The following is a 24,675-nucleotide window of genomic DNA, read 5'->3' on the forward strand; positions in this document are numbered from 1 at the left end:
GCTCCAGGGTGGGGAATCAGGGACGGGTGGCAGGCAGGGCGGCGTCGGTGGTGGCGGCTGGCTCGTCGTTGAGTTCGCCGAGGTCCAGGCGCTTGAGCGGGCCGACGATGACCAGGTAGGAGAAGGCACCGAGCAGGCCCATGGCGGCGACGTAGGTGAGGGCCACGTCGAAGGAGCCGAGCTGGTTGATCATCAGGCCGATGGCCAGCGGGGTGACGATGCTGGCGATGTTGCCGCAGAAGTTGAAGAGGGCGCCGCTCACGCCCATGGCGCGCTTGGGCGAGACATCGCCGACGATGCACCAGCCGAGGTTGCCCACGCCCTTGGCGAAGAAGGCGATGGACATCACCAGGGTGACCAGGGCGATGGACTGGGTGTAGTTGGCCACCACGATGCTGCTGGAAAGCAGCAGGCCGACGATGATCGGCGTCTTGCGCGCGGCGGTGAGGCTGTAGCCGCGGCGCAGCATGCCGTCCGACCAGAGTCCGCCGAGAACGCCGCCCAGGCAGCCGGCCACCGGCGGGATGGCGGCGATCAGGCCGACCTTCAGCATCGTCAGCCCCTTGGCCTCGACCAGGTAGGTGGGAAACCAGGTGAGAAAGAACCAGGTGATGGTGGTCAGGCAGAATTGCCCCAGGTAGATGCCCAGCATCATGCGGTTGCCGCTGATGGCCTTGAAGGTGCGCCAGCTGAAGGGCGCCCGGGTGTCGCCCAGATCGGGCAGACCGCCACCGGCTTCGATATGGTCCAGCTCGCTCTGGCTGACGCGCCTGTCGTGCCGGGGCTCCTGCACGGTGGCGAACCACAGCAGGCCGATGAGGATGCCGGCGCCGCCGGTCCAGAAGAACACGTGCTCCCAGCCGAACTGGTTGAGCAGGATCACCATCAGTGGCGTGAACACCGCCAGGGCGAAGTACTGCGCCGACTGGAAGATGGCGGTGGCCAGGCCGCGTTCCTGGCGCGGGAACCACATCACCGTGAGGCGGTTGTTGGCCGGAAAGGCCGGTGACTCGGCCACGCCCATGAGAAAGCGCAGCACGAACAGCGCCAGCAGCGCCGAGGAGAAGAATTCGACGTAGCCCTGCAGGAAGGTCAGTACCGACCAGAGGATCAGGCTGGCGCCCAGCACCAGCCGCGAGCCGAAGCGATCAAGCACGATGCCGCCGGGAATCTGCATGGCGGTGTAGGCCCAGCCGAAGGCCGAGAAGGCCAGACCCATGGCCACGGCGTCGAAACCGAGGTCGTGACGCAGGGCCGGCGCGGCGATGGAGAGGGTGGCGCGGTCGACGTAGTTGAATACCGTCACCAGAAAGATCATCGCCAGGACGAGGTAGCGGACGCGAGTGCGCCGCGACGGCTCAGGGGAAGTGCGCATTGTTATTGTCCTGTTCAGCGGGCAAAGCCGGCGGCGAGGCCGGCACCTGCAGGAGGACGCTAAGCTGATTACGCAATCATTCAAGCGTCAGCGCGTGCTCTCGCGCATGACCAGTTCGAAGCCGGTATCCCGTTGCCGCGGCGCCTCGGCGCCTGCCAGGCGGGCGAGCAGGGCCGTGGCGGCATGGGTGCCCATCGCGGCGCCGCGCACGTCCACGGTGCTCAGCGCCGGGATCAGATGGGCGGCGCTGGCCAGGTTGCCGAAGCCCATCACCGCCAGCTCTTCCGGTATTTGCAAGCCGCGGGCATGGGCTTCGGCCAGCACCCCGTGGGCGAGGGTGTCGGAGCTGCAGACCACCACCTCGGGGCAGGCGCCAGCGGCGAGCAGGCGGGCCAGGCCCTGGCGACCCAGTGCCGGGGTGGCCGGCGGTGGCAGGCTGACATCGGCGGGCGCGGCCAATCCGTGGATGGCCAGTTCGTCACGGAAGGCATCGCGGCGCAGCCGTCCGCGGGGATCGTCCAGGGTCAGGCTGGCGAAGTGGCGATAGCCGCGCGCCAGCAGCTCCCGGGCGACGGCCTGGCCCACCGCGACATGGGAAAAGCCCACCAGCATGTCCAGCGGTCGCTCACCCTGGTCCCAGCACTCCACCAGCGGAATGCCGGCCTGTGACAGGCGCAGTCGGCTGGCGGCCGTGTGCAGGGTGCCGGTCAGCACCATGGCGTCGGGGCGGCGGCGCAGCAAGGCGTCCAGCAGCCGCTCCTCGCGTTCGGCGGAATAGTCGGTCAGGCCCAGCAGGGTCTGGTGGCCGGCCTCGGTCAGGGTCTGCATGAGCGCCTGCACGGTGTCGGCGAAGATGGAATTGACGATGGTGGGCACCAGGATGGCGATCAGCCGACTCTCCAGGGGCGCGCTGCCGGTGGTAAGCATGGCCGGCTGGTAGCCGCTCTCGCGCACCGCGCGAAAGACCTTTTCGCGCAGCGCCGGCCGGACGATCTCCGGCTGGTTGAGGGTGCGCGAAACGGTGATCGGCGAGACCCCGGCCAGGCGGGCCACGTCCTTTAGGGTCGGTGGCTTGCCAGCGGGACGACCAGGCCAGGACGGGGCGTTGCGATCACCGGACAAGAGCGACTCCGCGACAGGAGAGGGAATGCCCGATTCTGCCGAGTCATACGATGACTCTCAAGGTGAACGAGCCACAGACGTACAAGCCAGGACCGGAGGTGCTGGCTAGCCTGGGTCTCCTTCTCGAAGCCTGGCAGGTAGCCCCTTGGAAATCGTCCTCTATGCCCTGAGCGTCATGTACAGCCCCGGTCCGGTCAACGCCCTGGGGCTGAACGCCGGTCTGCGCGGCCAGGCCCGCCGGGCGCTGGGTTTCTATGCCGGGGTGGGCTGCGCCATGCTGATCCTGTTTCTGGCCCTGGGCTATGCCGGTGCGGTTCTGGTCTCGGGGGCGCTGCTGCCGTGGCTGGCGCTCCTGGGCGGTGGCTATTGCCTGTACCTCGGCTATCGCATTGCCCGGGCCGCGCCGCCGACGACGGCGGGAGAGGAGGAGGGCGCCGCAACGCGGCTGACCTTCGCCCGCGGCTTGCTGATCCAGGGCCTCAATCCCAAGGGCTGGCTGGCGGTGCTGCCCATCGCCACGGTGATGTTCCCGGCGGCTCAGGTAACCGGTGGCAAGATCGCGCTCTGGTCGCTGCCCCTGGCCCTGTCGGCGGGCGGCGCCCCGGCCAGCTACGCCTTGCTTGGCGCGCTGCTCGGGCGTTACCTGGTGCGGGGACGCGGCTTGCGCGCGGTGAATCGGGTGCTGGGGCTGAGTCTGGTCGCGTGTGCCCTGCTGCTGTTCCACGACGCCTGGCGCGGTCTGCTAGGCTGAGCGCCGGAGGAGTCGCCATGAGTACCCAGATCGAATTGCCCGGTGCCACGGACTGGGTACGCCACGCCCCGGCCTTCGATGAGCTGGAATCCATCGAGGCCTTTTTCAGCGGCCATGCCTTCGATCCCCATCGCCATGCGACCTATGCCATCGGCCGCACCCTGGCCGGTGTGCAGAGCTTTTCCTATCGCGGCGCCAAGGCCAGCAGCCTGCCAGGCGAGACCATGGTCTTCCATCCGGACGAGGTCCACGACGGCCGCGCCGGGGCCGCCTGCGGCTTTCGCTATCGCATGCTCTATGTGCCACCGGCCCTGGTGCAGGACATCCTTGGCGGCCGGCCCTTGCCCTTCCACCGCGAGGGTGTCTCCCTGGACCCACGCCTGGCGCGAGCCACCGATGCGGTGTTCGCCCGCCTCGACGAGCACCCCGATGCCCTGGGGCGCGACGATGCCCTCTATGGCCTGGTCGCCACCCTCGCGGAGGTCTGCCAGGCCTGGCCCAGTCGCGGGCGGGTCGACTTCACCGCGGCACTGCGGGCACGCGAATACCTGGAGGACAACCTCGACCAGGCCGTCACCCTCGACGACCTGGCCCGTTGCGCTGGCCGTGACCGCTGGAGTCTGACCCGGGATTTTCGCGCCTACTTCGGCACCAGTCCCCATCGCTACCTGACCCTGCGCCGCCTCGATCGGGTCCGCCTGCACGTGCGCCTGGGGCTGGGACTGGCCGACGCGGCCGTGGCGGCGGGCTTCTACGACCAGAGTCACATGACGAAACATTTCCGCCAGGCCTTCGGCATGGCGCCAGCCCGCTGGTTTCGTGGATTGGCCAGAGCGCCCGCCGTGTAGGTCATGGCTGGCGCACCCGGCCCTTAGCGTCGCAACGATCAGGACGGTCTCGCCCAGCGGCATGCACCGTTCAATGGACGCCGCCCGCGAAACGATCACAGCCGCGAGCAGTCAACCTGTGCGCACTTCATGAACAGGAGCCCTATTATGACCGGCCAGGGAGAATCTGCCGCTCGCAACACCTTCAGTCCCCCCGTGTTCTGGACCTCGACCGGCATCCTGCTGGCCCTGGTGCTTTACGCCAGCGTTTTCCAGGCCAACGCCCAAGAGGTGTTTGGGGCAGTCCAGGCCTGGATCATCGGCAACCTCAGCTGGTTCTACATTCTCGCGGTGGCCATCATCCTGGGTACCGTGGTCTTTCTGGGCGTCAGCCGCTATGGCGACATCAAGCTCGGCCCGGACCACAGCGAGCCCGATTACAGCAGCACCACCTGGTTCGCCATGCTGTTCTCGGCGGGTATGGGCATTGGTCTGATGTTCTTCGGCGTCGCCGAACCGGTGATGCACTTCCTCTCGCCGCCCGTGGGTACCGGGGGCAGCGTCGAAGCCGCCCGCGAGGCGATGAAGATCACCTTCTTCCACTGGGGGCTGCACGCCTGGGCCATCTACGCCATCGTCGCGCTGATCCTGGCGTACTTCAGCTATCGCCACGGTCTGCCGCTGACCCTGAGATCGGCGCTCTATCCACTGATCGGCGAGCGCATCTATGGCCCCATCGGCCATGCGGTGGACATCTTCGCCATCATCGGTACGGTGCTGGGGGTCGCGACCTCCCTCGGCTTTGGCGTGGCCCAGATCAACACCGGCCTCAATGCGCTGTTCGGGGTGCCCATCTCGGTGCCGGTGCAGATCGGCCTGATCATCATCACCACCGGCCTCGCCACCCTGTCGGTGGCGACCGGTCTGGACAAGGGCGTCCGTCGACTGTCCGAGCTCAACCTGGGGTTGGCGCTGCTGCTGATGATTTCGGTGATCGTGCTCGGTCCCACCGTACTGATCCTGCAGACCTTCGTGCAGAACACCGGCGGCTATCTCAGCGAGATCGTCAGCCGCACCCTGAACCTCAATGCCTACCAACCCACCGACTGGATCGGCGGCTGGACGCTGTTCTACTGGGGCTGGTGGCTGGCCTGGTCGCCCTTTGTCGGACTGTTCATCGCACGCATCTCGCGCGGCCGGACCATCCGCGAATTCGTCTCCGGCGTGCTGCTGGTGCCGGCCGGATTCACCCTGCTGTGGATGACCGTGTTCGGCAACACGGCGATCCACATGATCCTCACCGACGGCCTCACCGATCTCGCCACCGCGGTAAACAAGGACAGCTCCCTGGCGTTGTTCGCCTTTCTGGAACACTTTCCGTTGCACAGCGTGATCTCCATGGTGGCCATCGTCATGGTGGTGGTGTTCTTCGTCACCTCGGCCGACTCGGGCGCCATGGTCGTGGACATGCTGGCCTCCGGTGGCCAGGACAAGACGCCGGTCTGGCAACGGGTGTTCTGGGCCTCCAGCATGGGTCTGGTGGCCATCGCCCTGCTCTTGGCCGGCGGCCTCAAGGCGCTGCAGACCGCCACCATCGCCAGTGCGCTGCCGTTCACCATCGCCCTGTTGTTCAGCATGCGCGGCTTGCTCAAGGCCTTGAAGCTGGATGCCACCAAGCGCGGTCTACGGCATCAGGCGCTGAGCATCTCGCCACCGACCATGAGGTCGCCCGGTGGCTGGCAGCGGCGGCTGCGCGGTCTGGCCATGTTCCCGCGCCGCAGTCACGTGGTGCGTTTCATCGGCGAGGTGGCCAAGCCGGCGTGCCTGGCGGTGGCCGAGGAATGGCGCAAACAGGGTTATATCTGCAGCGTCGAAGACCGTGACGATGGCGGCGTACGCCTGAGAGTCGGCCCGGCAGATCAGCCGGAATTCGTCTACCAGGTAAGACCCCACGCCTATGCCATGCCCAGTTTCGTGATGGGTAGCGAGCCGAACGATGAGCGCAAGTACTTCCGCGCCCAGGTCTATCTGCGCGAGGGTGGCCAGGACCATGACGTCATGGGCTGGTCGCGCGAGGACGTCATCGGCGACATCCTCGACCAGTACGAGCGTCATATGCATTTCCTGCATCTGGTGGGCTGAAACGAAAAAGCCGGGCGCAATGCCCGGCTTTTTCATGGCGCGGCGTTTGGTCACTTCACCCGGAAGCGCCGGACCACCGCGATCAGCTGCTCGTTGGACGACTGCACCGCCGCGGTACTCTCGGCGGTGCGCTGCCCGCTGGTGACCAGATCGTCGACGATATGGCGCACGGCGACCATGTTCTGGTTGATCTCGCCGGCCACCGCGCTCTGCTCCTCGGCGGCCGCGGCGATCTGGGTCGACAGGTCGCTGATGCGCACCACCGAACCGCTCATCTCGTCCAGGCCGTTGGTGACCTCGCGGGTCTTCTCGGCGGTGCTCTGGCAACTGGTCTTGGTCACTTCCATGGCCGCCACCGCGGAACTCACGCCCTGCTGCAGCCGGCTGAGCATCTCGTTGATCTCGGCGGTGCTCTGCTGGGTGCGTCCGGCCAGGGCGCGGACCTCGTCAGCCACCACCGCGAAGCCACGCCCCTGCTCGCCGGCCCGGGCCGCCTCGATGGCGGCGTTGAGCGCCAGCAGATTGGTCTGGCCGGCGATCTCGCCGATCACGCCGAGGACATCGTTGATGCGCTGGGCATCGCTCTGCATGGCCTGCACCTTGAGGGTGGCGTCTTCCACCTGGTCGACCAGGGCGAACACACTGGCGGAGGCCTGCTGAACCACGGCGCGCGAGCGCTCGGCCTGGCCGTTGGCGGCCTGGGTGAGGGTGGCGGTATCGCTGGCACTGCGGGCCACGGAGTCGGAGGTGGCGCTCATCTCGGTGATGGCCGTCACCGCCTGGTCGGTCTCGCTGGCATGGCGGGCCAGGATGGCACCGTTCTGCTGGGCCTGGCCGTGCAGTTGCTTGAGGCCGGTGTCGATGCGGTCGGTGGCGTCGCCCACCTCGCCGATCAGTCGCTGCAAATAGCCGATGAAGCCGTTGACCGCGCCGGCCACCGCATCCACCTCGTCCTTGCCGTGCACCGGGATACGCCGGGTCAGGTCGGCATCGCCGGCGGAGAGGGATTCGATGTTGCGTTGCAGCAGGCCCAGGCGACCCATCAGCTTGCCGAGCGCCAGCATCATGATGGCCACCAGCAGCAGGACCAGCGGCAGCTGGATCGCCGCCAGGGTCTTGAGGATGCCGGTGTTGGTCGCCGCGATGAGCGAGGTGGGCAAAGCCGTGGCCAGCAGCCAGGGCGTGCCGGCCAGCGGACGCAGGAAGAAGGTGTGGGGCGTGCCGTGATCGTCGACATAGGTGTCGCGTACCACGGCTTCGCCCTTGAGCTTGCCGAGGTTCTGCTGGATGGCGGCGACGAAGGGCGAACGGGCGGCATAGGCCGAGACGTTGTTCAGGATCTGCGAATCGCCGAGTTCGCTGAGGTTGCTGAGAATCTTGCCGTCGGCCTCGACGATCATCATGTCGGTGTCGTCGAGTTCCTTGCGCAGGCTGTCCACCAGGGGATTGAAGAAGCCCAGGGTGAGGTCGATGGTCGAGACGCCAAAGGCCTTGCCGTCACGCTGGATGGCCATGGCGCAGTTGGTGCGCGGCTCGGCGCTGGCGGCATCCTTGTAGGCGGCGGCCCAGACGCACTGGCCGGCGGGGCCCTTGAGGCCGGCCTGGAACCAGGGCTGCTCCCAGTAGTTGAGCGACTCGGGGGAGTTCCAGTGGGTGTTGACGATCAGCTTGCCGCCGGCATCGCGGTGATAGAAGGTGCTGAACTTGTCGCGCCCCTGTTCGCGCTGGTTGGGCAGCGGCCAGATACCGCCGCCGAACACCTTGGCATCGCCATACTGGTCCACCAGGCCGGGCAGTACCCGGTCGATGGCGGCGCTGTCCAGCAGCGGTACGGTCTGGGTGATGGAGCGCTGCTGCGCCTGGATCTGGTTGAGTTCGCGATAGATGCGGGTACCCACCTCGTTGACGCGGGTGAGCACGGCGGATTCACCCGCGGCGACCAGGTCCGGGGTCACCCACAGGCGGATGCCGATGACGGTGGCCGCGAGGGTCGCGCCGATGAAGCCCAGGAAGATCAGGGTGTAGCGGGTCCGAATGGTGTTCAAGGCCATGGTGTCGCTCCTGCGGTTACAGCGTCTTTCACGCCGCGAAAGGCATCCTTGGCGGTGTTCTGATCAGGGATGTCAGAGCCTTATCGGCGTGCGATGTGTGACCTTTAGTCGCAGAGGGGTCGAGATATCAAATCGCCATTCCGGTCGTGGCGTGACCTGCTAGCCGCTTTTTAGTCAGAGGACTGCGCCATGCAGCGATCAGGATCGCAAGGCGCGTATTTCGCCCTGCCAGACGCCCGCGTGCCGGTGGACGATCACCAGGCAGGCACCGTCTCCTGGTGCCGCGATCAGACACTGACCATCGGCCTGCCAGCAGGCACTGCGACCCACGCAGGCATAGCCGCCAGTGGGCGCGCCGTGATTGGCCATGAGCACCGGCATGCCCAGGCGCCGGGCATGGCCGGCCAGTTGGGCGCTGTCGGCGGGATAGCCGGTCGGACCTATCACCGCCGAGGCCAGGTAGAGATCGGCGCCCCGGGCGCGAGCGGCATCGGCATGGGCCGGGTGATTGCTGTCGGCGCAGATGGCCAGGGCGGCCTTTACGTCCCGTACCTCCAGCAAATCCCCGCCATTACCGGGGACGAAGGGCGGTGTCTCGCCTGGATGCAGGTATTGCTTGGTGTGAACGCGACAGCGGCCATCGGCGCCGAGGATCAGCGCACCGATCTGCAGCCCCGTCGGACCCTGGATCGGCGCCCCGACCACGGCCGTGAGCCCGGCCACGCGGCAGGCCTCGCGCAGGGGCCGCAGGCGCGCATCGGCACCGTCCAGCGTCAGCGCCGCTGCCAGGGTCGGTTCATAGCCGGTCAGAGACAGTTCCGGAAACAGCAGGAGCTCCACCCCGGCGTCGGCCGCCGCGGCGATGAAGTCGAGATGACTGCGCAGATTGGCGGCGAGATCGCCGGCGATCGAAACGGATTGGGCGGCGGCCAGGGTAAGGGTGGGCATCGAGACTCCAGAGCAAGCGGCAGCGACCGGGCGATCCGGGCCCGTTCACCGCGGGTTTTGGGGCGTCCAGCTAGGGGGCACGATAGCTCCGCGCTACCTGATTACGCTGGGTTGCCTCCCAGTTATACCGCTATCGCTACCTCTCAGTATTTGGCGCGGAAGCGCCTCGCTATAGTCGGGCCGTCTATCAATTTCAAGAATAACAGGACGGGTCATGGCGATAATCAACTATGTAACGGAGATCCGCTTCGGCGCCGGCTGTGCGGCCGAGCTGGCCGAGGTCAACGCGCGGCTGGGCTTCCAGCGACCGCTGATCGTCACCGATCGGGGCGTGGTGGCAGCCGGTCTCATCGACCAACTGATGGAGCTCAATCCCCTGGCCGCCTACCAGGTGTTCGACGCCACCCCGGCCAATCCCACCGAGGCCGCCACCCGCGACGGCGTCACCTGTTTCCGCGCCGCGGAATGCGACGGCATCATCGCCGTCGGCGGCGGGTCGCCCATCGACCTGGCCAAGGCCATCGCCGTGTCCGCGCGCCATCCGGGACCGCTGAAACAGTTCGCCGTCATCGAGGGCGGCCTGGCGCGCATCACCGCGGCGACGGTGCCCATCGTGGCCATTCCGACCACGGCCGGCACCGGCAGCGAGGTGGGACGTGGTGCCATCATCATTCTCGATGATGGCCGCAAGGTCGGCATCCTCTCGCCCCATGTCATCCCGCGGGTGGCCCTCTGCGATCCGCTGCTGACGCTCAGCCTGCCGCCGCACCTGACCGCCGCCACGGGCATGGACGCGGTGGCCCACTGCATCGAGACCTTTCTCGCGCCCGGCTTCAATCCGCCGGCCGAGGGCATCGCGCTGGACGGCCTGCGCCGGGCCTGGCGCCATCTGGAGCTGGCGTTCAACGAGCCGAACAATCTGGAAGCCCGCACCCAGATGCTCAGCGCCTCGCTGCAGGGGGCGCTGGCCTTTCAGAAGGGGCTGGGCTGCGTGCACAGCCTGAGTCACTCGCTGGGCGGCATCGACCCACGACTGCACCATGGCACCCTCAACGCGGTCCTGCTGCCGGCCGTGGTCGCCTTCAACCGAAGCGCGGAATCGGTGATCCGCGACGAGAAACTCGAACGCCTCGCCCAGGCCATGCAACTGCCGGCGCAGCTGTCGGTGGAGCAGGCGCTGGCGCACAAGGCCAAAGCCCTGCGGCTGCCGACGGGACTGGCGCAGATGGGCGTCGATCCGGGACTCATCCCGCGCATCGTCAGCGGCGCCCTGGCCGATCACAGCCACAAGACCAATCCGCGGGAGGCCTCGGCGGAGGACTATGCCCAACTGATCAGGGCCTCGCTCTGAGGCCCTGTCGTCCTTAGCGGAAAGCCCTTCCGCTGCAGCATCGTCCGCCGTCCTGCCTTGCGCCTCGACTCGTTCCGGGCGGGCAATGGACTGCGGATGACCGACGACTGCCCGGCAACACCCTCGCGACAATCACAACAATTAAAGGACGCGAAACATCATGGCCCATCCCAGTACCACCGCAGCCCCGGTGCCGTTCGATCCGCTCTATCGCAAGGTCGCCTGGCGGGTGCTGCCGCTGCTGCTGCTCGGCTACATCATCGCCTATCTCGATCGGGTTAACGTCGGCTTCGCCAAGCTCGCCATGCTCAGCGACCTCGGCCTGTCCGACGCGGCCTATGGCCTGGGCGCGGGCATCTTCTTCATCGGCTACTTCATCTTCGAAGTCCCCAGCAACCTGATGCTGCATCGCGTCGGCGCCAAGCTGTGGATCGCGCGCATCATGATCACCTGGGGCCTGGTCTCGTCGCTGATGGCCTTCACCGGGCCCATCGCCCAGTGGCTGGGCATCAGCCACGAGCTGACCTTCTACGGTCTGAGATTCCTGCTCGGCGTCTGCGAGGCGGGCTTCTTTCCCGGGGTCATCCTCTACCTGACCTACTGGTTCCCCGCCGCGCTGCACAGCCGCATGATGGCCATCGTCATCCTCGGCAACCCGGTGTCCTTCATCTTCGGCGGTCCGCTCAGCGGCGCCATCATGTACTACATGGGCGGCAGCAGCCTGCTGGCCGGCTGGCAGTGGATGTTCGTCATCGAGGCCGTCCCGGCCGTGGTGGTCGGGGTGATGGTGTTCTGCCTGCTGGACAATGGCATCCAGGACGCCAAGTGGCTGACCGTGCAGGAAAAGGCCGAGCTCACCCGGCGCCTCGCCGTGGAGGCCGCGGAAAAGCCGCGCATCGCCCTGAAGCGCCTGTATGCCCTGCCCATCATCTGGCTGCTGACCGGCATCTACGTCCTGCTGATGCTCGGCAACTACGGCATCAATTTCTGGGTGCCGACCATCATCAGGAACGCCGGGGTGGCCTCGGTCCTGGATATCGGCCTCATCACCACCATCCCCTATGTGTTCGGCGCGCTGACCATGGTCTGGATCACCCGTCAGGCCCAGCGCACGGGTAACCAGCGCGCCTATGGCGCCCTGATGTCGGTACTGGCCGGTATCGGCCTGATCCTCTGCGCGGCCTTTCCCCAGCACCTCCTGCTGATGATCCTGGGGGTCGCCTTCGCCGTGGGTGGCAGCCTGAGCGCCATCGCGCTGTTCTGGGGGCTGCCCGGCGCCTTCCTGCAGGGCGCCGCCGCCGCGGCCGGCATCGCCATCATCAACTCCTTCGGCAACCTGGGCGGCTTCGCCGGACCCTATCTGCTGGGGCTGCTGACGACGCTGTTCGGCTCGGCGCAAGGGGGGCTGATGCTGCTCGGGGGTTGCCTGCTGGTGTGCGCGGCGCTGATGCTGTGGGTGACCCGGCGGCCCGGTCAGTCGACCACCGGGCTGCTGGCCGAGTAGCCGCGCCGGGACAGCCGCGCGTTTTCGAGCGGGAGCGACCGCCGTTCGCTTCCGCTTTCCTTGTCAGTGAAGAGGGCGTCATGGATCTGGTCAGCGAGTTGCAAACCATCGTCGGGCGGCGCCATGTCCTGCAGGGCGACGCCGCGACCCGGCGCTTCCGCCTGGGAATCCGCTATGGCGGCGGAGCGGTGCTCGCCGTGGTGCAGCCCGGCAGCCTGCTGGAGATGTGGCGGGTGCTGCAGCGTTGCCACGGCGCCGGGACCATCATCATCTGTCAGGCGGCCAACACCGGTCTGACCGGCGGCTCCACCCCGGTGGCCGAGGGCTACGACCGGCCGGTGGTGCTGATCAACACCCTGCGCCTGACCCGCCTGGCCCTGCTGCGCCAGGGCGAGCAGGTGCTGTCCCAGCCAGGCGTGACCCTGAGCCAGCTGGAGACGACGCTGAAACCCCTGGGGCGCGAGCCCCATTCGGTGATCGGCTCGACCTGCATCGGCGCCTCCGTCACCGGTGGCGTCTGCAACAATTCCGGCGGCTCGCTGATCCGCCGCGGACCGGCCTTTACCCAGCTGTCGCTGTTTGCCCGCATCGACGAGGCCGGGCAACTGCAACTGGTCAACCATCTGGGCCTGGCGCTGGGCGACACCCCCGAGGAGATCCTCACCCGGCTCGACGAGGGCCGCTTCGACGACAGCGCCGTGCAGGACCCGGTCGGGGCCATGGCCTCCGATCGCGAATACGCCCGCCATGTCCGCGACGTGGCCTCGGCTACCCCGGCCCGCTACAACGCCGATCCGCGGCGGCTGTACGAGGCCTCGGGCTCGGCGGGCAAGCTCGCCGTGTTCGCCCTGCGCCTGGATACCTTTGCCGCCGATCGCAACACCCGGGTGTTCTACATCGGTTCCAATCGAGCGGCTGACCTGGAAGCCATCCGCCGGCACATCCTGGTCAATTTCGCCTCTCTGCCGATTGCCGGCGAGTACATGCACCGCACGGCCTATGAATTGAGTCGCACCTACGGCAAGGATCTGTTCCTGTTCATCCAGCGTTGCGGTGCGCAGCGGGTACCCCAGGCCTTTGCCTGGAAGACCCGCTTCGATGCCCTGAGCGAACGCCTGGGCCTGGGCGCCCAGCTCGGCGACCGACTCCTGCAACGCCTCGCCGCGCCGCTGCCCGAGCATCTGCCGGCGTGGCTCAACGCGTTCGCCGAGCGCTTCGAGCATCACCTGCTGCTCAAGATGGGCGAAGAGGGCATCGACGAGGCGCGCGCCTATCTGCAGGCCTGGCTGCCCAGCGCGGACGCGGACTTCATCGAGTGCGACGCGGCGGAGGGCAACGCCGCCTTCCTCAATCGCTTCGCGGTCGGCAATGCCATCAATCGCTACCGCGCGGTGCACCGGGACAGCGTGGAAGACATCCTTGCCCTGGATATCGCCCTGCCGCGCAACACCCAGGACTGGTTCGAGACCCTGCCGCCGGAACTGGCGGAGCAGATCGAGGTGACCATGTATTGCGGGCACTTCTTCTGCCACGTGCTGCACCAGGAATACCTGGTGAAGAAGGGCCGGGACTGCGCGGCGCTCAAGCGTCGCCTGCTGGCCCTGCTGGATGCCCGCGGCGCCCGTTATCCCGCCGAGCACAATGTCGGTCACCTCTACACCGCGGCGCCGGAACTGGAGCGGCACTATCGCCAGCTCGATCCGACCAACGCCTTCAATCCCGGCATCGGGCAGCTGACGCGGCGCCATCGCTGGCAGGAGGACTGCTGCGCGGAGCACTCCAGCGACGCCATCGCCGCGGTGGCGAAGGCGGCCCGAGCGGCGCCTGCGGAGACGAGTCGCACGTCCTGAACGGGAGTGCCGGGCGGCTCAGTTTTCCTGCTGGATCGCGTAGAGCGATTCCACCAGCAGCGCGAACGCCGGATTCTGCTGGGCGCTGCGCCGCGAGACCAGCTCATAGGGTTCGCTGGGGGACCTGAGCTGCAGCGGCAGGCGACTGACCAGGCCATGCTGGCAAACGTAGTCCGCCACCTCGACCGAGACCAGCGCCACCAGCCGCGGATCGCGACTCAGCAGCGACAGGGTGGTCAGCGCCGAGGTGGTCTCGATCAGGTGCAGGGGAAAGGGTAGCTGCGCCTCGAAGAATTCGTGTTCCAGGGTGCGCCTCATGGGCATGTTGGCCCGATAGACCACCCAGCGACTGTCGGAAAGATCCTGCAGCTCGACCCGCTCGCGCCGGGCGGCCGGATGGGAGGCGTGGGCGATGACCGCGAGGGACTCGTCCTTGATGACCAGGGTGTCGTAGCTTTCCGGCCGCTCGCTCACCGACAGGCGACAGATGGCGGCGTCCAGCCGTCCCTGGTCGATCAGACCGAGCAGGGTCGTGCTGGTGTCCTCTACCACCTCGATGGACAGCCGCGGCTGCAATTCCAGCAGCCGCGAGATGGCGTGGGTGAGCAGGGGCACGGCGCCCATGATGGTGCCGATGGCCAGCTTGCCGCCCGAGCCGCTGGCGATGGCGTGGAGTTCAAGGCGCAGGTTGTCCAGGTCGGCCTGGATCAGCCGCGCGAAGCGAATCGCGCAGGTACCCGCCGGGGTCGGCAGCAGACCGCGATTGGTGCGCAGGAACAACTCGACTCCCAGGGTGGATTCCAGCTCCTTCAGCGCCTTGCTGGCGCCCGGCTGCGTGAGCCCCAGGCCTTCCGCGGCGTTGAGCAGTGAACCCTTTTCCGCCAGGGCGATGAGCAGGCGCAGCTGCTTGGCGTGCAGGCGCGACATGATGGTGTTGAGGCTGGCGAGATTCTTCATTGACTGAACGTTATACCGCAGTGGCTGCGATCACATCCTTAACAATAAGCAGCAGTTACGAGGCCTGACCCGATTCGTTGGGCTTTGGCGATAGAACCGCCTCAACCCAACCTACGGGGTTGTATAGGTTGGGTTGAGCGCCAGCGAAGCCCAACGGACCGGCGTCAAGGCGCGCATCCGGTCCCTCACCCCAACCCTCTCCCGGAGGGAGAGGGGGCGGCAAAGGCGCGAAGGGAGGCAGCGGCATTGAGAGGCACGCTTTTACCCTCCCGAAGGGAGAAGTAGCGTTCAAGGCGCGCAGGGAGGCAGGACGGTATCAGGGTGCACGCTTCTACCCCCTCTCCCTCTGGGAGAGGGTTGGGGTGAGGGCATAAAGGAAGGCAGGGCGGCATCGAGGCGCAGGCTTATACCCCCTCTCCCTCTGGGAGAGGGTTGGGGTAAGGGCATAAAGGAAGGCAGGGCGGCATCGAGGCGCAGGCTTATACCCCCTCTCCCTCTGGGAGAGGGTTGGGGTAAGGGTGTGAAGGGCGGCAGGGCGGCATCGAGGCGCATGCTTATACCCCCTCTCCCTCTGGGAGAGGGTTGGGGTGAGGGCGTGAGGGGAGGCAGGGCGGCACGAGGTGCCGGCTTCTACCCCCTCTCCCTTTGGGAGAGGGTTGGGGTAAGGGTGTGAAGGGCGGCAGGGCGGCATCGAGGCGCATGCTTATACCCCCTCTCCCTCTGGGAGAGGGTTGGGGTGAGGGCATAAAGGAAGGCAGGGCGGCATCGAGGTGCCGGCTTCTACCCCCTCTCCCTCTGGCAGAGGGTTGGGGTGAGGGCGTGAAGGGAAGCAGGGCGGCATCGAGGTGCCGGCTTCTACCCCCTCGCCCTCTAGGAGAGGGTTGGGGTGAGGGCGTGAAGGGAAGCACGGCGGTATCAGGATGCAGGCTACTACCCCCTCTCCCTTTGGGAGAGGGTTGGGGTGAGGGCCGCCCCCTAGAGCAGTGTGAAACTCCCCTCGCGCACCCGCTCCGAATCCAGGCCGACCATCACCTTGAATTCGCCCGGTTCCGAGACCAGCTTGAGGTCGTTGTTGTAGAAGCGCAGGTCCGCCTCGGTGATGGGGAAGTCCAGCTCGCGGCTTTCGCCCGGTTGCAGCATCACCTTCTGAAAGCCCTTGAGCTCCTTGACCGGTCGCGCCAGGGATGCGGTCACGTCGTGCAGATAGAGCTGCACCACGGTGGCGCCAGCACGATTGCCGGTGTTCTTGACCGTGACCCGAGCAGTCAGGGTGTCGCCCTTCTTCAGGGTGGCGCTGGACAGCTGCGGCGCCGAGACGTCGAAGGCGGTGTAGCTCAGGCCGTAACCGAAGGGGTAGAGCGGGCCGTTGACGATGTCGAAGTAGCGCGAGGTGTACTTGTTCGGCTTGGCCGCATCGAAGGGGCGACCGCTGCTCAGGTGGTTGTAGTACAGCGGCACCTGGCCCACTTCGCGGGGAAAGGTCATGGTCAGCTTGCCGGAGGGGTTGTGGTCGCCAAACAGCACATCGGCCACGGCGTTGCCGCCTTCGGTGCCGGGGAACCAGGCTTCCAGCAGCGCACTGGCCTGCTCCTGTTCCCATTCCAGCGCCAGCGGGCGGCCGTTCATCAGCACCAGCACCAGCGGCTTGCCGGTGGCCTTGAGCGCCTTGATCAGCTCGCGCTGGGTGTCGGGCACGCTGATGCGGGCGCGGCTGGAGGCCTCGTGGGCCATGCCCTGGGATTCGCCGACCACGGCCACCACCACCTCGGCCTGGCGCGCGGTGGCCACGGCTTCGGCGATCAGCTCGCTGGCGCTGCGCGGGTCCACCGCGACCGCCGGTTCGTAGGAGTTGAGGTAGGCCAGCACATCGCGGTCGGCCAGCAGGTTGGCGCCCTTGGCATAGAGCACCTTGCCCTGACCGGCCACGGCGTTTTCCAGGCCGCGGCGGATGGAGACGGCCTGGGCGGCTACGCCGGCGGCGGACCAGTTGCCCATGACGTCGCGCGGACTGTCGGCCAGCGGACCGACCACCGCCAGGGTGGCGCCCTTGCGCAGCGGCAGCACGGCCTTTTCGTTCTTCAGCAGCACCAGGCTCTCGCGCGCCACCTGGCGCGCCTCGGCGCGGTGCAGGCGCGATTCGGCGTTGGTGTCGACCGGATCTTGGCCCTGCAGGCGACGATAGGGATCGTCGAACAGACCCAGGCGGTACTTGGTCAGGAGCATGTCGCGCACGGCCTGGTCGATCTCGGCCTGGGTCACCTTGCCGGCGGCCAGCAGGGCGGGCAGCTGCTTGCCATAGACGTCGTCGTGCATGTTCAGCTCGACGCCGGCCTTGAGCGCCTGTTCGGCGGCGTCGCGGGTATCCTTGGCCACGCCGTGCAGCACCAGTTCGTTGATGGCGCCGTGATCGCTGATCAACAGGCCCTGGTAGTTCCAGTCCTTGCGCAAGAGGTCCTGCAGCAGCCAGCGATTGGCCGTGGCCGGCACGCCATTGATGCTGTTCAGGGCCACCATCACCGCGCCGGCTCCGGCCTCGGCGGCGGCGCGATAGGGCGGCAGGTAGTCCTGCATGAGCCGCTGCGGACTCATATCGACGTTGCTGTAGTCACGTCCGGCTTCCACGGCGCCATAGCCGCCGAAGTGCTTGATGCTGGCCATCAGGCTGTCGGGGGCGCGCAGGTCGTCACCCTGGTAGGCGTGCACCAGGGTGGCGCCGATGCGCGAGGTCAGCCAGGTGTCTTCGCCGAAGGTTTCCGAGGCGCGGCCCCAGCGCGGTTCGCGGGTGACGTCGACGGTGGGGGAAAAGGTCAGGTCGAGGCCATCGGCTGCCGCTTCCAGGGCGGAAATGCGCCCGCTGGTGGCGATGGCGTCGAGATTCCAGGTGCTGGCCAGGCCCAGGTTGATGGGGAAGATGGTGCGCATGCCATGGATGACGTCATAGGCATAGAACAGCGGAATCTTCAGCCGGCTGTGCACGACCTGGTCCTGCATCTGGCGGATGTCGGGACGGGTCACGGTGTTGAACATGGCGCCCACCTTGCCGGCGCGGATGTCCGCCATGATGGCTTCCTTGGGATAGTCCGGCCCGACGCTCACCAGGTTGAGCTGGCCGATCTTTTCCTCCAGGGTCATCTTCGCCAGCAGGGCGTCGACATAGGCGCGAGCCGGATCCTGGTTCTGCGCCGGGGCGAGGGTGGCGCTGACCGCCAGTCCCAGGCCGAGCATGAGTGCGGTGAGGCGTGGTGCGTTCAACATCGTCCCCAATTCCCTGTGCGTACTTTCTCGTTGTTCTTGAGCACCCTTGTGCCGAGGGGATTGTACAACCGCGACGCCGGGAAGCGGAGCCGTTGACGGCCGGCGGCAAGGCCGGTCGTCAGGGGCGTGGGAGCGGGGGGCGAAGCGCTAGAAACGCGGCTTGCGGGTTTCCCAGTCCGGCTGGTACTTGCGCATCTGGCGCACGTCGTCGCGGCTGCGGATGTCGATGGCGAGGAATTGCTCGTGCAGCTTGGCGAGCTGGTCCTGATCCAGCTCCACGCCCAGGCCGGGGGCGTCGCTGATCGCCACGCAGCCATTGCGGATCGGCAGCTTGCCGCCCTGGATGACCTCTTCGTCCTCTTCCTGCCAGGGATAGTGGGTGTCACAGGCATAGGCCAGGTTGGGTACCGCGGCGGCCACGTGGGTCATGGCCATGAGGCTGATGCCCAGGTGCGAGTTGGAGTGCATGGAGACGCCCAGGCCGAAGGTGTCGCACAGCCGCGCGAGGATCTGGGTGTCCCTGAGGCCGCCCCAGTAGTGGTGGTCGGCGAGCACGATCTGCACGCTGTTCTGGGCCACGCTGCGGCGGAATTCGTCGAAGTCGGTGACCACCATGTTGGTGGCCAGGGGGATACCGGTGCGCCGGTGTAGTTCGGCCATGCCGGCGAGGCCCGGGGTCGGATCCTCGTAGTACTGCAGGTCGTCCTTCAGCACCTCGGCGATGCGCAGGGACGTTTCCAGCGACCAGTTGCCGTTGGGGTCGATACGCAGCGGTGCCTCGGGAAAGGCCTGGCGCAGCGCCTTGATGCAGGCCGCTTCGTGATCCGGGCCAAGCAGGGTGCCGGCCTTGAGCTTGATGCTCTGGAAGCCGTTCTCCTCGATCATCCGCGCCGCCTGGGCCACCACCTGCTCGGGGCTGATGGCTTCGCCCCAGCGATCGGGCTTGTAGGGCGCATCGATGTGCTCGGCGTACTTGAGGAACAGGTAGGCGCTGAAGGGCACTTCGCGGCGCACCGCACCGCCCAGCAGCTCGACCAGGGGAATGCCCAGGGAGCGTGCCTGCAGATCGAGGAAGGCCACTTCGAAGGCGGAATAGGCGTTGGCCACCTGCTTGCTCGGATGGGAGCCGGGCGCCAGCTCGGCACCGGCCACCACGCCGCCGGCGAGGCCGGCGACGGTCGTCACCACCCGCGCCCGCAGGCCATTGAGGTCCCAGGCGGAGAGGCCGATCAGGCTGCTTTCCATGGCCTTGAGTACCGCCAGCACCGGGGCGTCGCCATAGCTCTCGCCGAGACCGATATGACCGTTGTCGCCTTCCACCTCGATGATGGATCTCAGCGCATAGGGTTCGTGGATGCCGCTGGCGTTGAGCAGCGGGGCATCGCGAAAGGCGATGGGGGTGACGGTGATCCGTTTGATCTTCACGCTCAGACTCCTGGACTTGTCATTGTGGTGGTCTTTGTCAGTCATCGTATGACTAGCGGTCGGGATCTTCAACCGAAAGAAGTGCCATGGCCTGACGGCATGACCGCATATCGCATCGGGGTTGCCCGCTCCGGTCGGGGCTGGATAAATAGCCAGCCGCCACCTCATTCGTCCGTTTCGCATGAAAGCTCCGCTCGAAGATCCCTTCTACTATCTGCACAACTTCCAGCGGGTACTGGACTGGGTCGCCCTGCGCTATCCCGACCTGCTCGACGACCGCGAGCAGGCCTTTATCGCCGCCTTCGCCGACCTGCCGCAGCCTTCGCGGGCCCTGCTGGTGCGCCTGGTGATGCGCAAGGGCGAGGTGTTCCGCGCCAGCAAGCTGGTCTATGGCGAGATCGGCTGCCCCCGCGCCGCGGCGACCCCCCTGGTGGGTCTCGGCTGGCTGCTGGCCGATCCGGAATTGCACCTGATCGAACTCTTCGCCCTGCTGCGCAAGGAAGAACTGCTCGGCTGTTTCGGCGCCCGCCTGCCCAAGGCCGGCCGCAAGGAAGACTGGCTGGCGCGCCTGGAAGCCGAGCAGGCCACGCCCCTGGCCTTCAGCGGCTGGGCCAGCACCGTGCCCGAGCTGGTGGCGGAGGGCGTCTGGCGGTTGACGCTGATGGATCTCTGCGATCGCCTGCGTCTGCTGTTCTTTGGCAACCTGCACCAGGACTGGACCGACTTCGTGCTGGCCGATCTGGGGATCTTCCAGTACGAGACGGTGGCCTTCAGCGCCGAATCCCGCGCCTTCGGTCAGCGCCAGGAGGTGGATGCCTATCTGCACATCCAGCGCTGCCGGCAGGCGCTGCGCGACGGACTGCCGGCCGCCGAACTGCTGCCGTTGCTACCCGCCGAGCGCTTCGCCAACACCTGGCTGGAGTTGCGTCGCGGCAAGCTGCTCCATGAACTGGCGCAGCACCACGAACGCCTCGGCGAACTGGCCCAGGCGCAGGCGCTCTACGCCGCTTCGGCGCATCCCGAATCGCGCATCCGCGCCCTGCGTATGCTCGAACGGCTGGAGGACTGGTCCGCCGCCCAGGCACTGGCGGAAGCCATCGTTGCCGCGCCGGCCCATGACGCCGAGCGCCAGCAGGTGGCGCGCATCCTGCCGCGGCTGGTGCGCAAGCAGGGTGGCCCGCCCAACAGGCGCCGTCCGGCCAGTCCGGTGGAGCGCCTCGATTTCGAACTGGTCAACGACGGCCTGCGCCGGGTCGAGTGGCTGGTGCGCGAACACCTGGGCCACGACGAGGCGCCGGTGCACTATGTGGAAAACACCCTGCTCACCAGCCTGTTCGGGCTGCTGTGCTGGGACGCCATCTTCCTGGCCATCCCCGGCGCCTTCTTCCACCCCTATCAGCGCGAGCCGGCCGATCTGCGCCTGCCGGGCTTTCGCGAGCGACGGGTCGAGGCCTTCGCCGCCTGCCTGGCGCGGCTGGACGACGGCTCCTATCCAGCGGTGATCCGCGAACGCTTCGCCAGCAAGCGGGGCCTGGCCTCGCCCTTCGTCGCCTGGGGCATCTTGAGCAGCGACTTGCTCGACCAGGCCCTGGCCTGCCTGCCGGCGCGTCATTTGCGGCTGTGCTTCGAGCGGCTGCTGGAAGATCCGGAAAACAATCGTACCGGCTTGCCCGACCTGATCCAGTTCTGGCCGGCACAAGGCCGCTACCGGATGATCGAGGTCAAGGGCCCCGGCGACCGCCTGCAGGACAACCAGCGCCGCTGGCTGGACTTCTTCGCCGCCCATGACATCCCGGTCAGCGTCTGCCACGTGCAGTGGCAGGTGGCCGCGACCTCCGCATGAGCTATCGCATCGCCGTTCGCGCCCTCTGCGAATTCACCGCCAAGGCCGGCGACCTGGATCTCAGGTTCACCCCGTCGCCCACCGCCCTGGAAGGCATCGAAGGCCACCAGCGGGTGGCGACGCGGCGCGGCCCTGGCTATGAGTGCGAAGTCAGCCTGCAGGGCGATTTCGAGGATCTGCAGGTGCGCGGTCGCGCCGACGGTTTCGATGCCGCCGCCAATCGCCTGGAAGAGATCAAGACCCACAGGGGCAGCCTGGACCGTCAGCCCGGCAACCATCGCCACCTGCACTGGGCCCAGGCCAAGGTCTATGGGCATCTGCTCTGCCAGAGCCGCGCGCTGGCGGAGCTGACCCTGGCGCTGGTCTATTTCGATATCGGCACGGGCGCCGAGACCGTCTTCACCGAGCAGTGGACGGCCGCGGATCTGGCCGCGCATTTCGAGCTGCAGTGTTCGCGCTTTCTCGCCTGGGCGCGCCAGGAACTGGCCCATCGCGCCGCCCGCGACACGGCGCTGGCGACCCTGGCCTTTCCCCATCCCGACTTTCGCCACGGCCAGCGGCCCCTGGCGGAAGCCGTCTACAAGGCCGCCAGCGTCGGCTGCTGCCTGCTGGCCCAGGCGCCCACCGGCATCGGCAAGACGGTGGGCACCCTGTTCCCGCTGCTCAAGGCCATGCCGCGGCAGAACCTGGACCGGCTGTTCTTCCTGGCCGCCAAGACCCCTGGCCGCACCCTGGCCCTGCACGGTCTCGATACCCTGGCTGCGCCGGTGCGGGTGCTGGAGCTGGTGGCGCGGGACAAGGCCTGCGAGCACCCGGAGCTGGCCTGCCATGGCGAGTCCTGTCCGCTGGCCCGTGGCTTCTATGACCGGCTGCCGGCCGCGCGCGCCGCGGCCCTGGCCGAACCCACGCAGCTGACCCGGGCACGGGTGCGGGAGACGGCCCTGGCCCATGAAGTCTGCCCCTACTACCTGTCCCAGGAACTGGCGCGCTGGAGCGACGTGGTGGTGGGCGACTACAACTACTACTTCGACGGCAGCGCCATGCTCTATGCCCTGGCCCAGACCCAGGAGTGGCGGGTCGGGGTGCTGGTGGACGAAGCCCACAACCTGCTCGACCGCGCCCGTGGCATGTACAGCGCCAGTCTCGACCAGCGTCGCCTGGCGGCGGGCAAGGCGGCGGCGCCGCCGGCCATCGCCAAGGGCCTGCAGGCGCTCAATCGCGAATGGAATCGCCTGCACAAGGAGCAGCAGGTCGACTACCAGGTGCAGGCGGAATTGCCCGCTGCCTTCCTGACCGCCCTGCAACGGGTGGTGGGTCTGCTCACCGAGCATTTCGGCGAATCCGGCCAGCCGCCGGCGCCGGAATTGCAGACGCTGTTCTTCGACCTGCTGCAGTTCATGCGCCTGGGCGAGACCTTTGGCGATCACTCGCTGTTCGACGTCACCCTGCTCAAGGGCCGCGGCAAGGCGCAGTCGCAACTCAATCTGCGCAATCTGGTGCCGGCACCCTTCGTCGGTCCGCGGCTGGCGGCGGCGCACAGCTGCACCCTGTTCTCGGCCACCCTGATTCCCCAGCATTTCCACCGCGACCTGCTCGGGGTCCCGGCCGGCAGTGCCTGGGTCGATGTCGCCTCGCCCTTCGCCGCCGAGCAGCTGGAGGTGCGCCTGGTGCGGCTCTCCACCCGCTACGCCGACCGCGCCGCCTCCCGCGCACCCATCGCCGCCCTGATCGCCAGTCGCTATCGCCAGCGACCGGGCAACTACCTGGCCTTCTTCAGCAGCTTCGACTACCTCGACCAGGTGGCCGAGGCGCTCGCCGAACTGGCCCCCGACGTGCCCCAGTGGCGCCAGTCCCGCGGCATGGACGAGGCCGCGCGCCAGGCCTTTCTCGAGCGCTTCCAGGCCGACGGCCGCGGCATCGGTTTCGCCGTGCTCGGCGGCAGCTTCGGCGAGGGCATCGACCTGCCGGGTGATCGCCTGATCGGCGCCTTCGTCGCCACCCTGGGCCTGCCTCAGCTCAATCCGGTCAATGAACAGCTGCGCCAGCGCCTGCAGCGGCGCTTCGGCGACGGCTATCGCTACGCCTACCTCTATCCGGGCCTGCAAAAGGTCATCCAGGCCGCCGGCCGGGTGATCCGCACCGTGCAGGATCGCGGCTGCCTCTATCTCATCGACGACCGATTCACCCAGCCCGAGGTCAGGGCGCTGCTGCCGACCTGGTGGCAGGTGGAGGAGGGCGCGGTGCCCCTGGTGGAGCCTCTGCCGGCCTGAGGCCGTTGGGCTTCGCTGCGCTCAACCCAACCTACGCAGGAGACGCTGGCCTTGGGCGGTGCCTTTCCCTCACCCCAACCCTCTCCCCGAGGGAGAGGGGGTAGAGCGGCAGGGGCGTGACGCCCTGTGTAGGGTGGAAAACCGCGCAGCGTTTTCCACGCGTCGTTCTTGCCCAGGCGGATGAGGTTGCGTCTTTAGCTTCCCTAGGTTGGCCTCGTAGGCCGATTTTTGGAGGACTTTACCTAGGAACCCGAGGCTCTCACTCTCCAAACACTCTAGGAGAAGTCGAATTGCTTCAATGCCGCGAGTAACACCACTGTCCAGAACAACAAGCCAAGACCACTGGTCCAGTCAGCTTGAGGTGTTTCCGCGAACCAAGTCTTGGGCTTCGGATAGCGGCCCCAGGTAAGGAGCTTCATCACGGGCCAGCCGATGGGAAAGCAGAGCAGGCGTAAGAGTAGTTCGAACAGATAGTCCATTCTGCAATCCTTCCTTTGACTAGTTCGCTTGGTCTGATCCTAGCGACATGCCTGGCTCAGTCATTGACTACGTGCCACGTTCCCGGGCTAACCCGCCGCCTCGTCCTCGCAAAATCTCAATCTGTTGCCAAAGGGATCGGCGATCTCCATCACCAGGCCCTAGGGCAAGGCCTCGATGCCCGGGCGGGCGAAGCCATAGTTCCTGGCCAGCAACTCGGCCTGGAAGGCGCGGATGCCGGTCATTCGGACGAAGACCGTCGAGCCCGGGCAGGCGTCGCCGTGGTGACCGGAGAGGTGCAGACGCAGGCCGGCGCGCTCGACTTCGGCGTAGAGCGGCAGGCCGGGCTCGAAGCGATGTTCCCAGACCAGGCGGAAACCCAGGAAGTGGCAGTAGAATTCACGTGCCTTTTCGTCATCGAAGATGCGCAGGATGGGGCTGGGTTGCCCGAAGGTGACGGCGGCATTGACCATGAGCGGTCTCCAGGGGCGCGCGAGAGGAATGTCGATGATGCCCATTCCACCGCG

16 protein-coding genes and 2 pseudogenes are annotated in these 24,675 nt (G+C 67.1%); 8 read left to right on the forward strand and 10 right to left on the reverse strand.

Features of this window, described 5'->3' with window-relative positions; genetic code table 11:
- Window positions 1–16: 16 nt before the first annotated feature.
- Together QMX82_RS02400 and QMX82_RS02405 are read right to left on the reverse strand one after the other, a co-directional pair.
- The gene (locus QMX82_RS02400; protein WP_282281073.1) at window positions 17–1,375 is read right to left on the reverse strand and encodes an MFS transporter; all 1,359 of its coding nucleotides are present in this window, start codon (window positions 1,373–1,375) and stop codon (window positions 17–19) included.
- An 87-nt stretch (window positions 1,376–1,462) separates the two neighbouring features.
- Window positions 1,463–2,497 carry a LacI family DNA-binding transcriptional regulator gene (locus QMX82_RS02405; RefSeq protein ID WP_282281074.1) on the reverse strand — a complete coding sequence of 345 codons (1,035 nt, stop codon included), beginning with the start codon at window positions 2,495–2,497 and terminating at the stop codon, window positions 1,463–1,465.
- 145 nt (window positions 2,498–2,642) lie between these two features.
- Between QMX82_RS02405 and QMX82_RS02410 the strand changes: the two genes are divergently transcribed.
- The 3 genes from QMX82_RS02410 to QMX82_RS02420 all read left to right on the forward strand — a co-directional run bounded on the left by QMX82_RS02410 (window position 2,643) and on the right by QMX82_RS02420 (window position 6,217).
- Window positions 2,643–3,248: a LysE family translocator gene (locus tag QMX82_RS02410; RefSeq protein ID WP_282281076.1), complete on the forward strand. Its 606-nt coding sequence runs from the start codon at window positions 2,643–2,645 to the stop codon at window positions 3,246–3,248.
- 17 nt (window positions 3,249–3,265) lie between these two features.
- Window positions 3,266–4,096: an AraC family transcriptional regulator gene (locus QMX82_RS02415; RefSeq protein ID WP_282281078.1), complete on the forward strand. Its 831-nt coding sequence runs from the start codon at window positions 3,266–3,268 to the stop codon at window positions 4,094–4,096.
- Window positions 4,097–4,243: 147 nt separating this feature from the next.
- Entirely contained in the window at window positions 4,244–6,217 is a 1,974-nt protein-coding gene (locus tag QMX82_RS02420) for a BCCT family transporter (protein WP_208694341.1), read from the forward strand.
- A gap of 50 nt (window positions 6,218–6,267) precedes the next feature.
- Here QMX82_RS02420 and QMX82_RS25915 read toward each other — a convergent pair whose 3' ends face one another.
- The 3 genes and pseudogenes from QMX82_RS25915 to QMX82_RS02430 form a co-directional block, all read right to left on the reverse strand.
- Window positions 6,268–6,975: a methyl-accepting chemotaxis protein gene (locus QMX82_RS25915; protein WP_410003721.1), complete on the reverse strand. Its 708-nt coding sequence runs from the start codon at window positions 6,973–6,975 to the stop codon at window positions 6,268–6,270.
- Window positions 6,976–7,128: 153 nt separating this feature from the next.
- Window positions 7,129–8,268: pseudogene (locus QMX82_RS25920) on the reverse strand (cache domain-containing protein); the annotation flags it as partial.
- Between the two features lie 198 nt (window positions 8,269–8,466).
- Window positions 8,467–9,216, reverse strand: coding sequence for a carbon-nitrogen hydrolase family protein (locus QMX82_RS02430; RefSeq protein WP_208694343.1), 750 nt, complete (start codon window positions 9,214–9,216; stop codon window positions 8,467–8,469).
- A gap of 214 nt (window positions 9,217–9,430) precedes the next feature.
- Here QMX82_RS02430 and QMX82_RS02435 point away from each other — a divergent pair, with 214 nt between their 5' ends.
- From QMX82_RS02435 to dld, 3 genes are all read left to right on the forward strand, one after another.
- The gene (locus QMX82_RS02435; RefSeq protein WP_282281083.1) at window positions 9,431–10,567 is read left to right on the forward strand and encodes an iron-containing alcohol dehydrogenase; all 1,137 of its coding nucleotides are present in this window, start codon (window positions 9,431–9,433) and stop codon (window positions 10,565–10,567) included.
- A gap of 160 nt (window positions 10,568–10,727) precedes the next feature.
- A complete protein-coding gene (locus QMX82_RS02440; protein WP_282281085.1) occupies window positions 10,728–12,071 on the forward strand; it encodes an MFS transporter in 1,344 nt (447 codons plus the stop codon).
- Between the two features lie 80 nt (window positions 12,072–12,151).
- A complete protein-coding gene (gene dld / locus QMX82_RS02445; RefSeq protein ID WP_282281087.1) occupies window positions 12,152–13,921 on the forward strand; it encodes a D-lactate dehydrogenase in 1,770 nt (589 codons plus the stop codon).
- 18 nt (window positions 13,922–13,939) lie between these two features.
- Here dld and QMX82_RS02450 read toward each other — a convergent pair whose 3' ends face one another.
- The 3 genes from QMX82_RS02450 to QMX82_RS02460 all read right to left on the reverse strand — a co-directional run bounded on the left by QMX82_RS02450 (window position 13,940) and on the right by QMX82_RS02460 (window position 19,558).
- Window positions 13,940–14,878 (reverse strand): LysR family transcriptional regulator, encoded by a 939-nt coding sequence (locus QMX82_RS02450; RefSeq protein WP_282281088.1) that lies wholly within the window; start codon window positions 14,876–14,878, stop codon window positions 13,940–13,942.
- Window positions 14,879–15,853: 975 nt separating this feature from the next.
- A complete protein-coding gene (gene bglX / locus QMX82_RS02455) occupies window positions 15,854–18,133 on the reverse strand; it encodes a beta-glucosidase BglX (RefSeq protein ID WP_282281090.1) in 2,280 nt (759 codons plus the stop codon).
- A 147-nt stretch (window positions 18,134–18,280) separates the two neighbouring features.
- The gene (locus QMX82_RS02460) at window positions 18,281–19,558 is read right to left on the reverse strand and encodes a glucarate dehydratase family protein (RefSeq protein ID WP_282281091.1); all 1,278 of its coding nucleotides are present in this window, start codon (window positions 19,556–19,558) and stop codon (window positions 18,281–18,283) included.
- Window positions 19,559–19,739: 181 nt separating this feature from the next.
- Here QMX82_RS02460 and QMX82_RS02465 point away from each other — a divergent pair, with 181 nt between their 5' ends.
- Window positions 19,740–21,401, forward strand: coding sequence for a VRR-NUC domain-containing protein (locus QMX82_RS02465; protein ID WP_208694350.1), 1,662 nt, complete (start codon window positions 19,740–19,742; stop codon window positions 21,399–21,401).
- Window positions 21,398–23,671, forward strand: coding sequence for an ATP-dependent DNA helicase (locus QMX82_RS02470; RefSeq protein ID WP_282281092.1), 2,274 nt, complete (start codon window positions 21,398–21,400; stop codon window positions 23,669–23,671). Before QMX82_RS02465 ends, QMX82_RS02470 begins: the two co-directional genes overlap by 4 nt.
- A 275-nt stretch (window positions 23,672–23,946) precedes the next feature.
- On the opposite strand, the gene QMX82_RS02475 is transcribed toward QMX82_RS02470, so the two are convergent.
- Window positions 23,947–24,150 carry a hypothetical protein gene (locus QMX82_RS02475; protein WP_282281093.1) on the reverse strand — a complete coding sequence of 68 codons (204 nt, stop codon included), beginning with the start codon at window positions 24,148–24,150 and terminating at the stop codon, window positions 23,947–23,949.
- 162 nt (window positions 24,151–24,312) lie between these two features.
- Window positions 24,313–24,621, reverse strand: a pseudogene (locus tag QMX82_RS02480) (glyoxalase superfamily protein); the annotation flags it as partial.
- Window positions 24,622–24,675 lie beyond the last annotated feature (54 nt).

This window comes from Pseudomonas sp. PS02302 (assembly GCF_029959585.1).
Classification (GTDB): Bacteria; Pseudomonadota; Gammaproteobacteria; order Pseudomonadales; family Pseudomonadaceae; genus Chryseomonas; species Chryseomonas aestiva.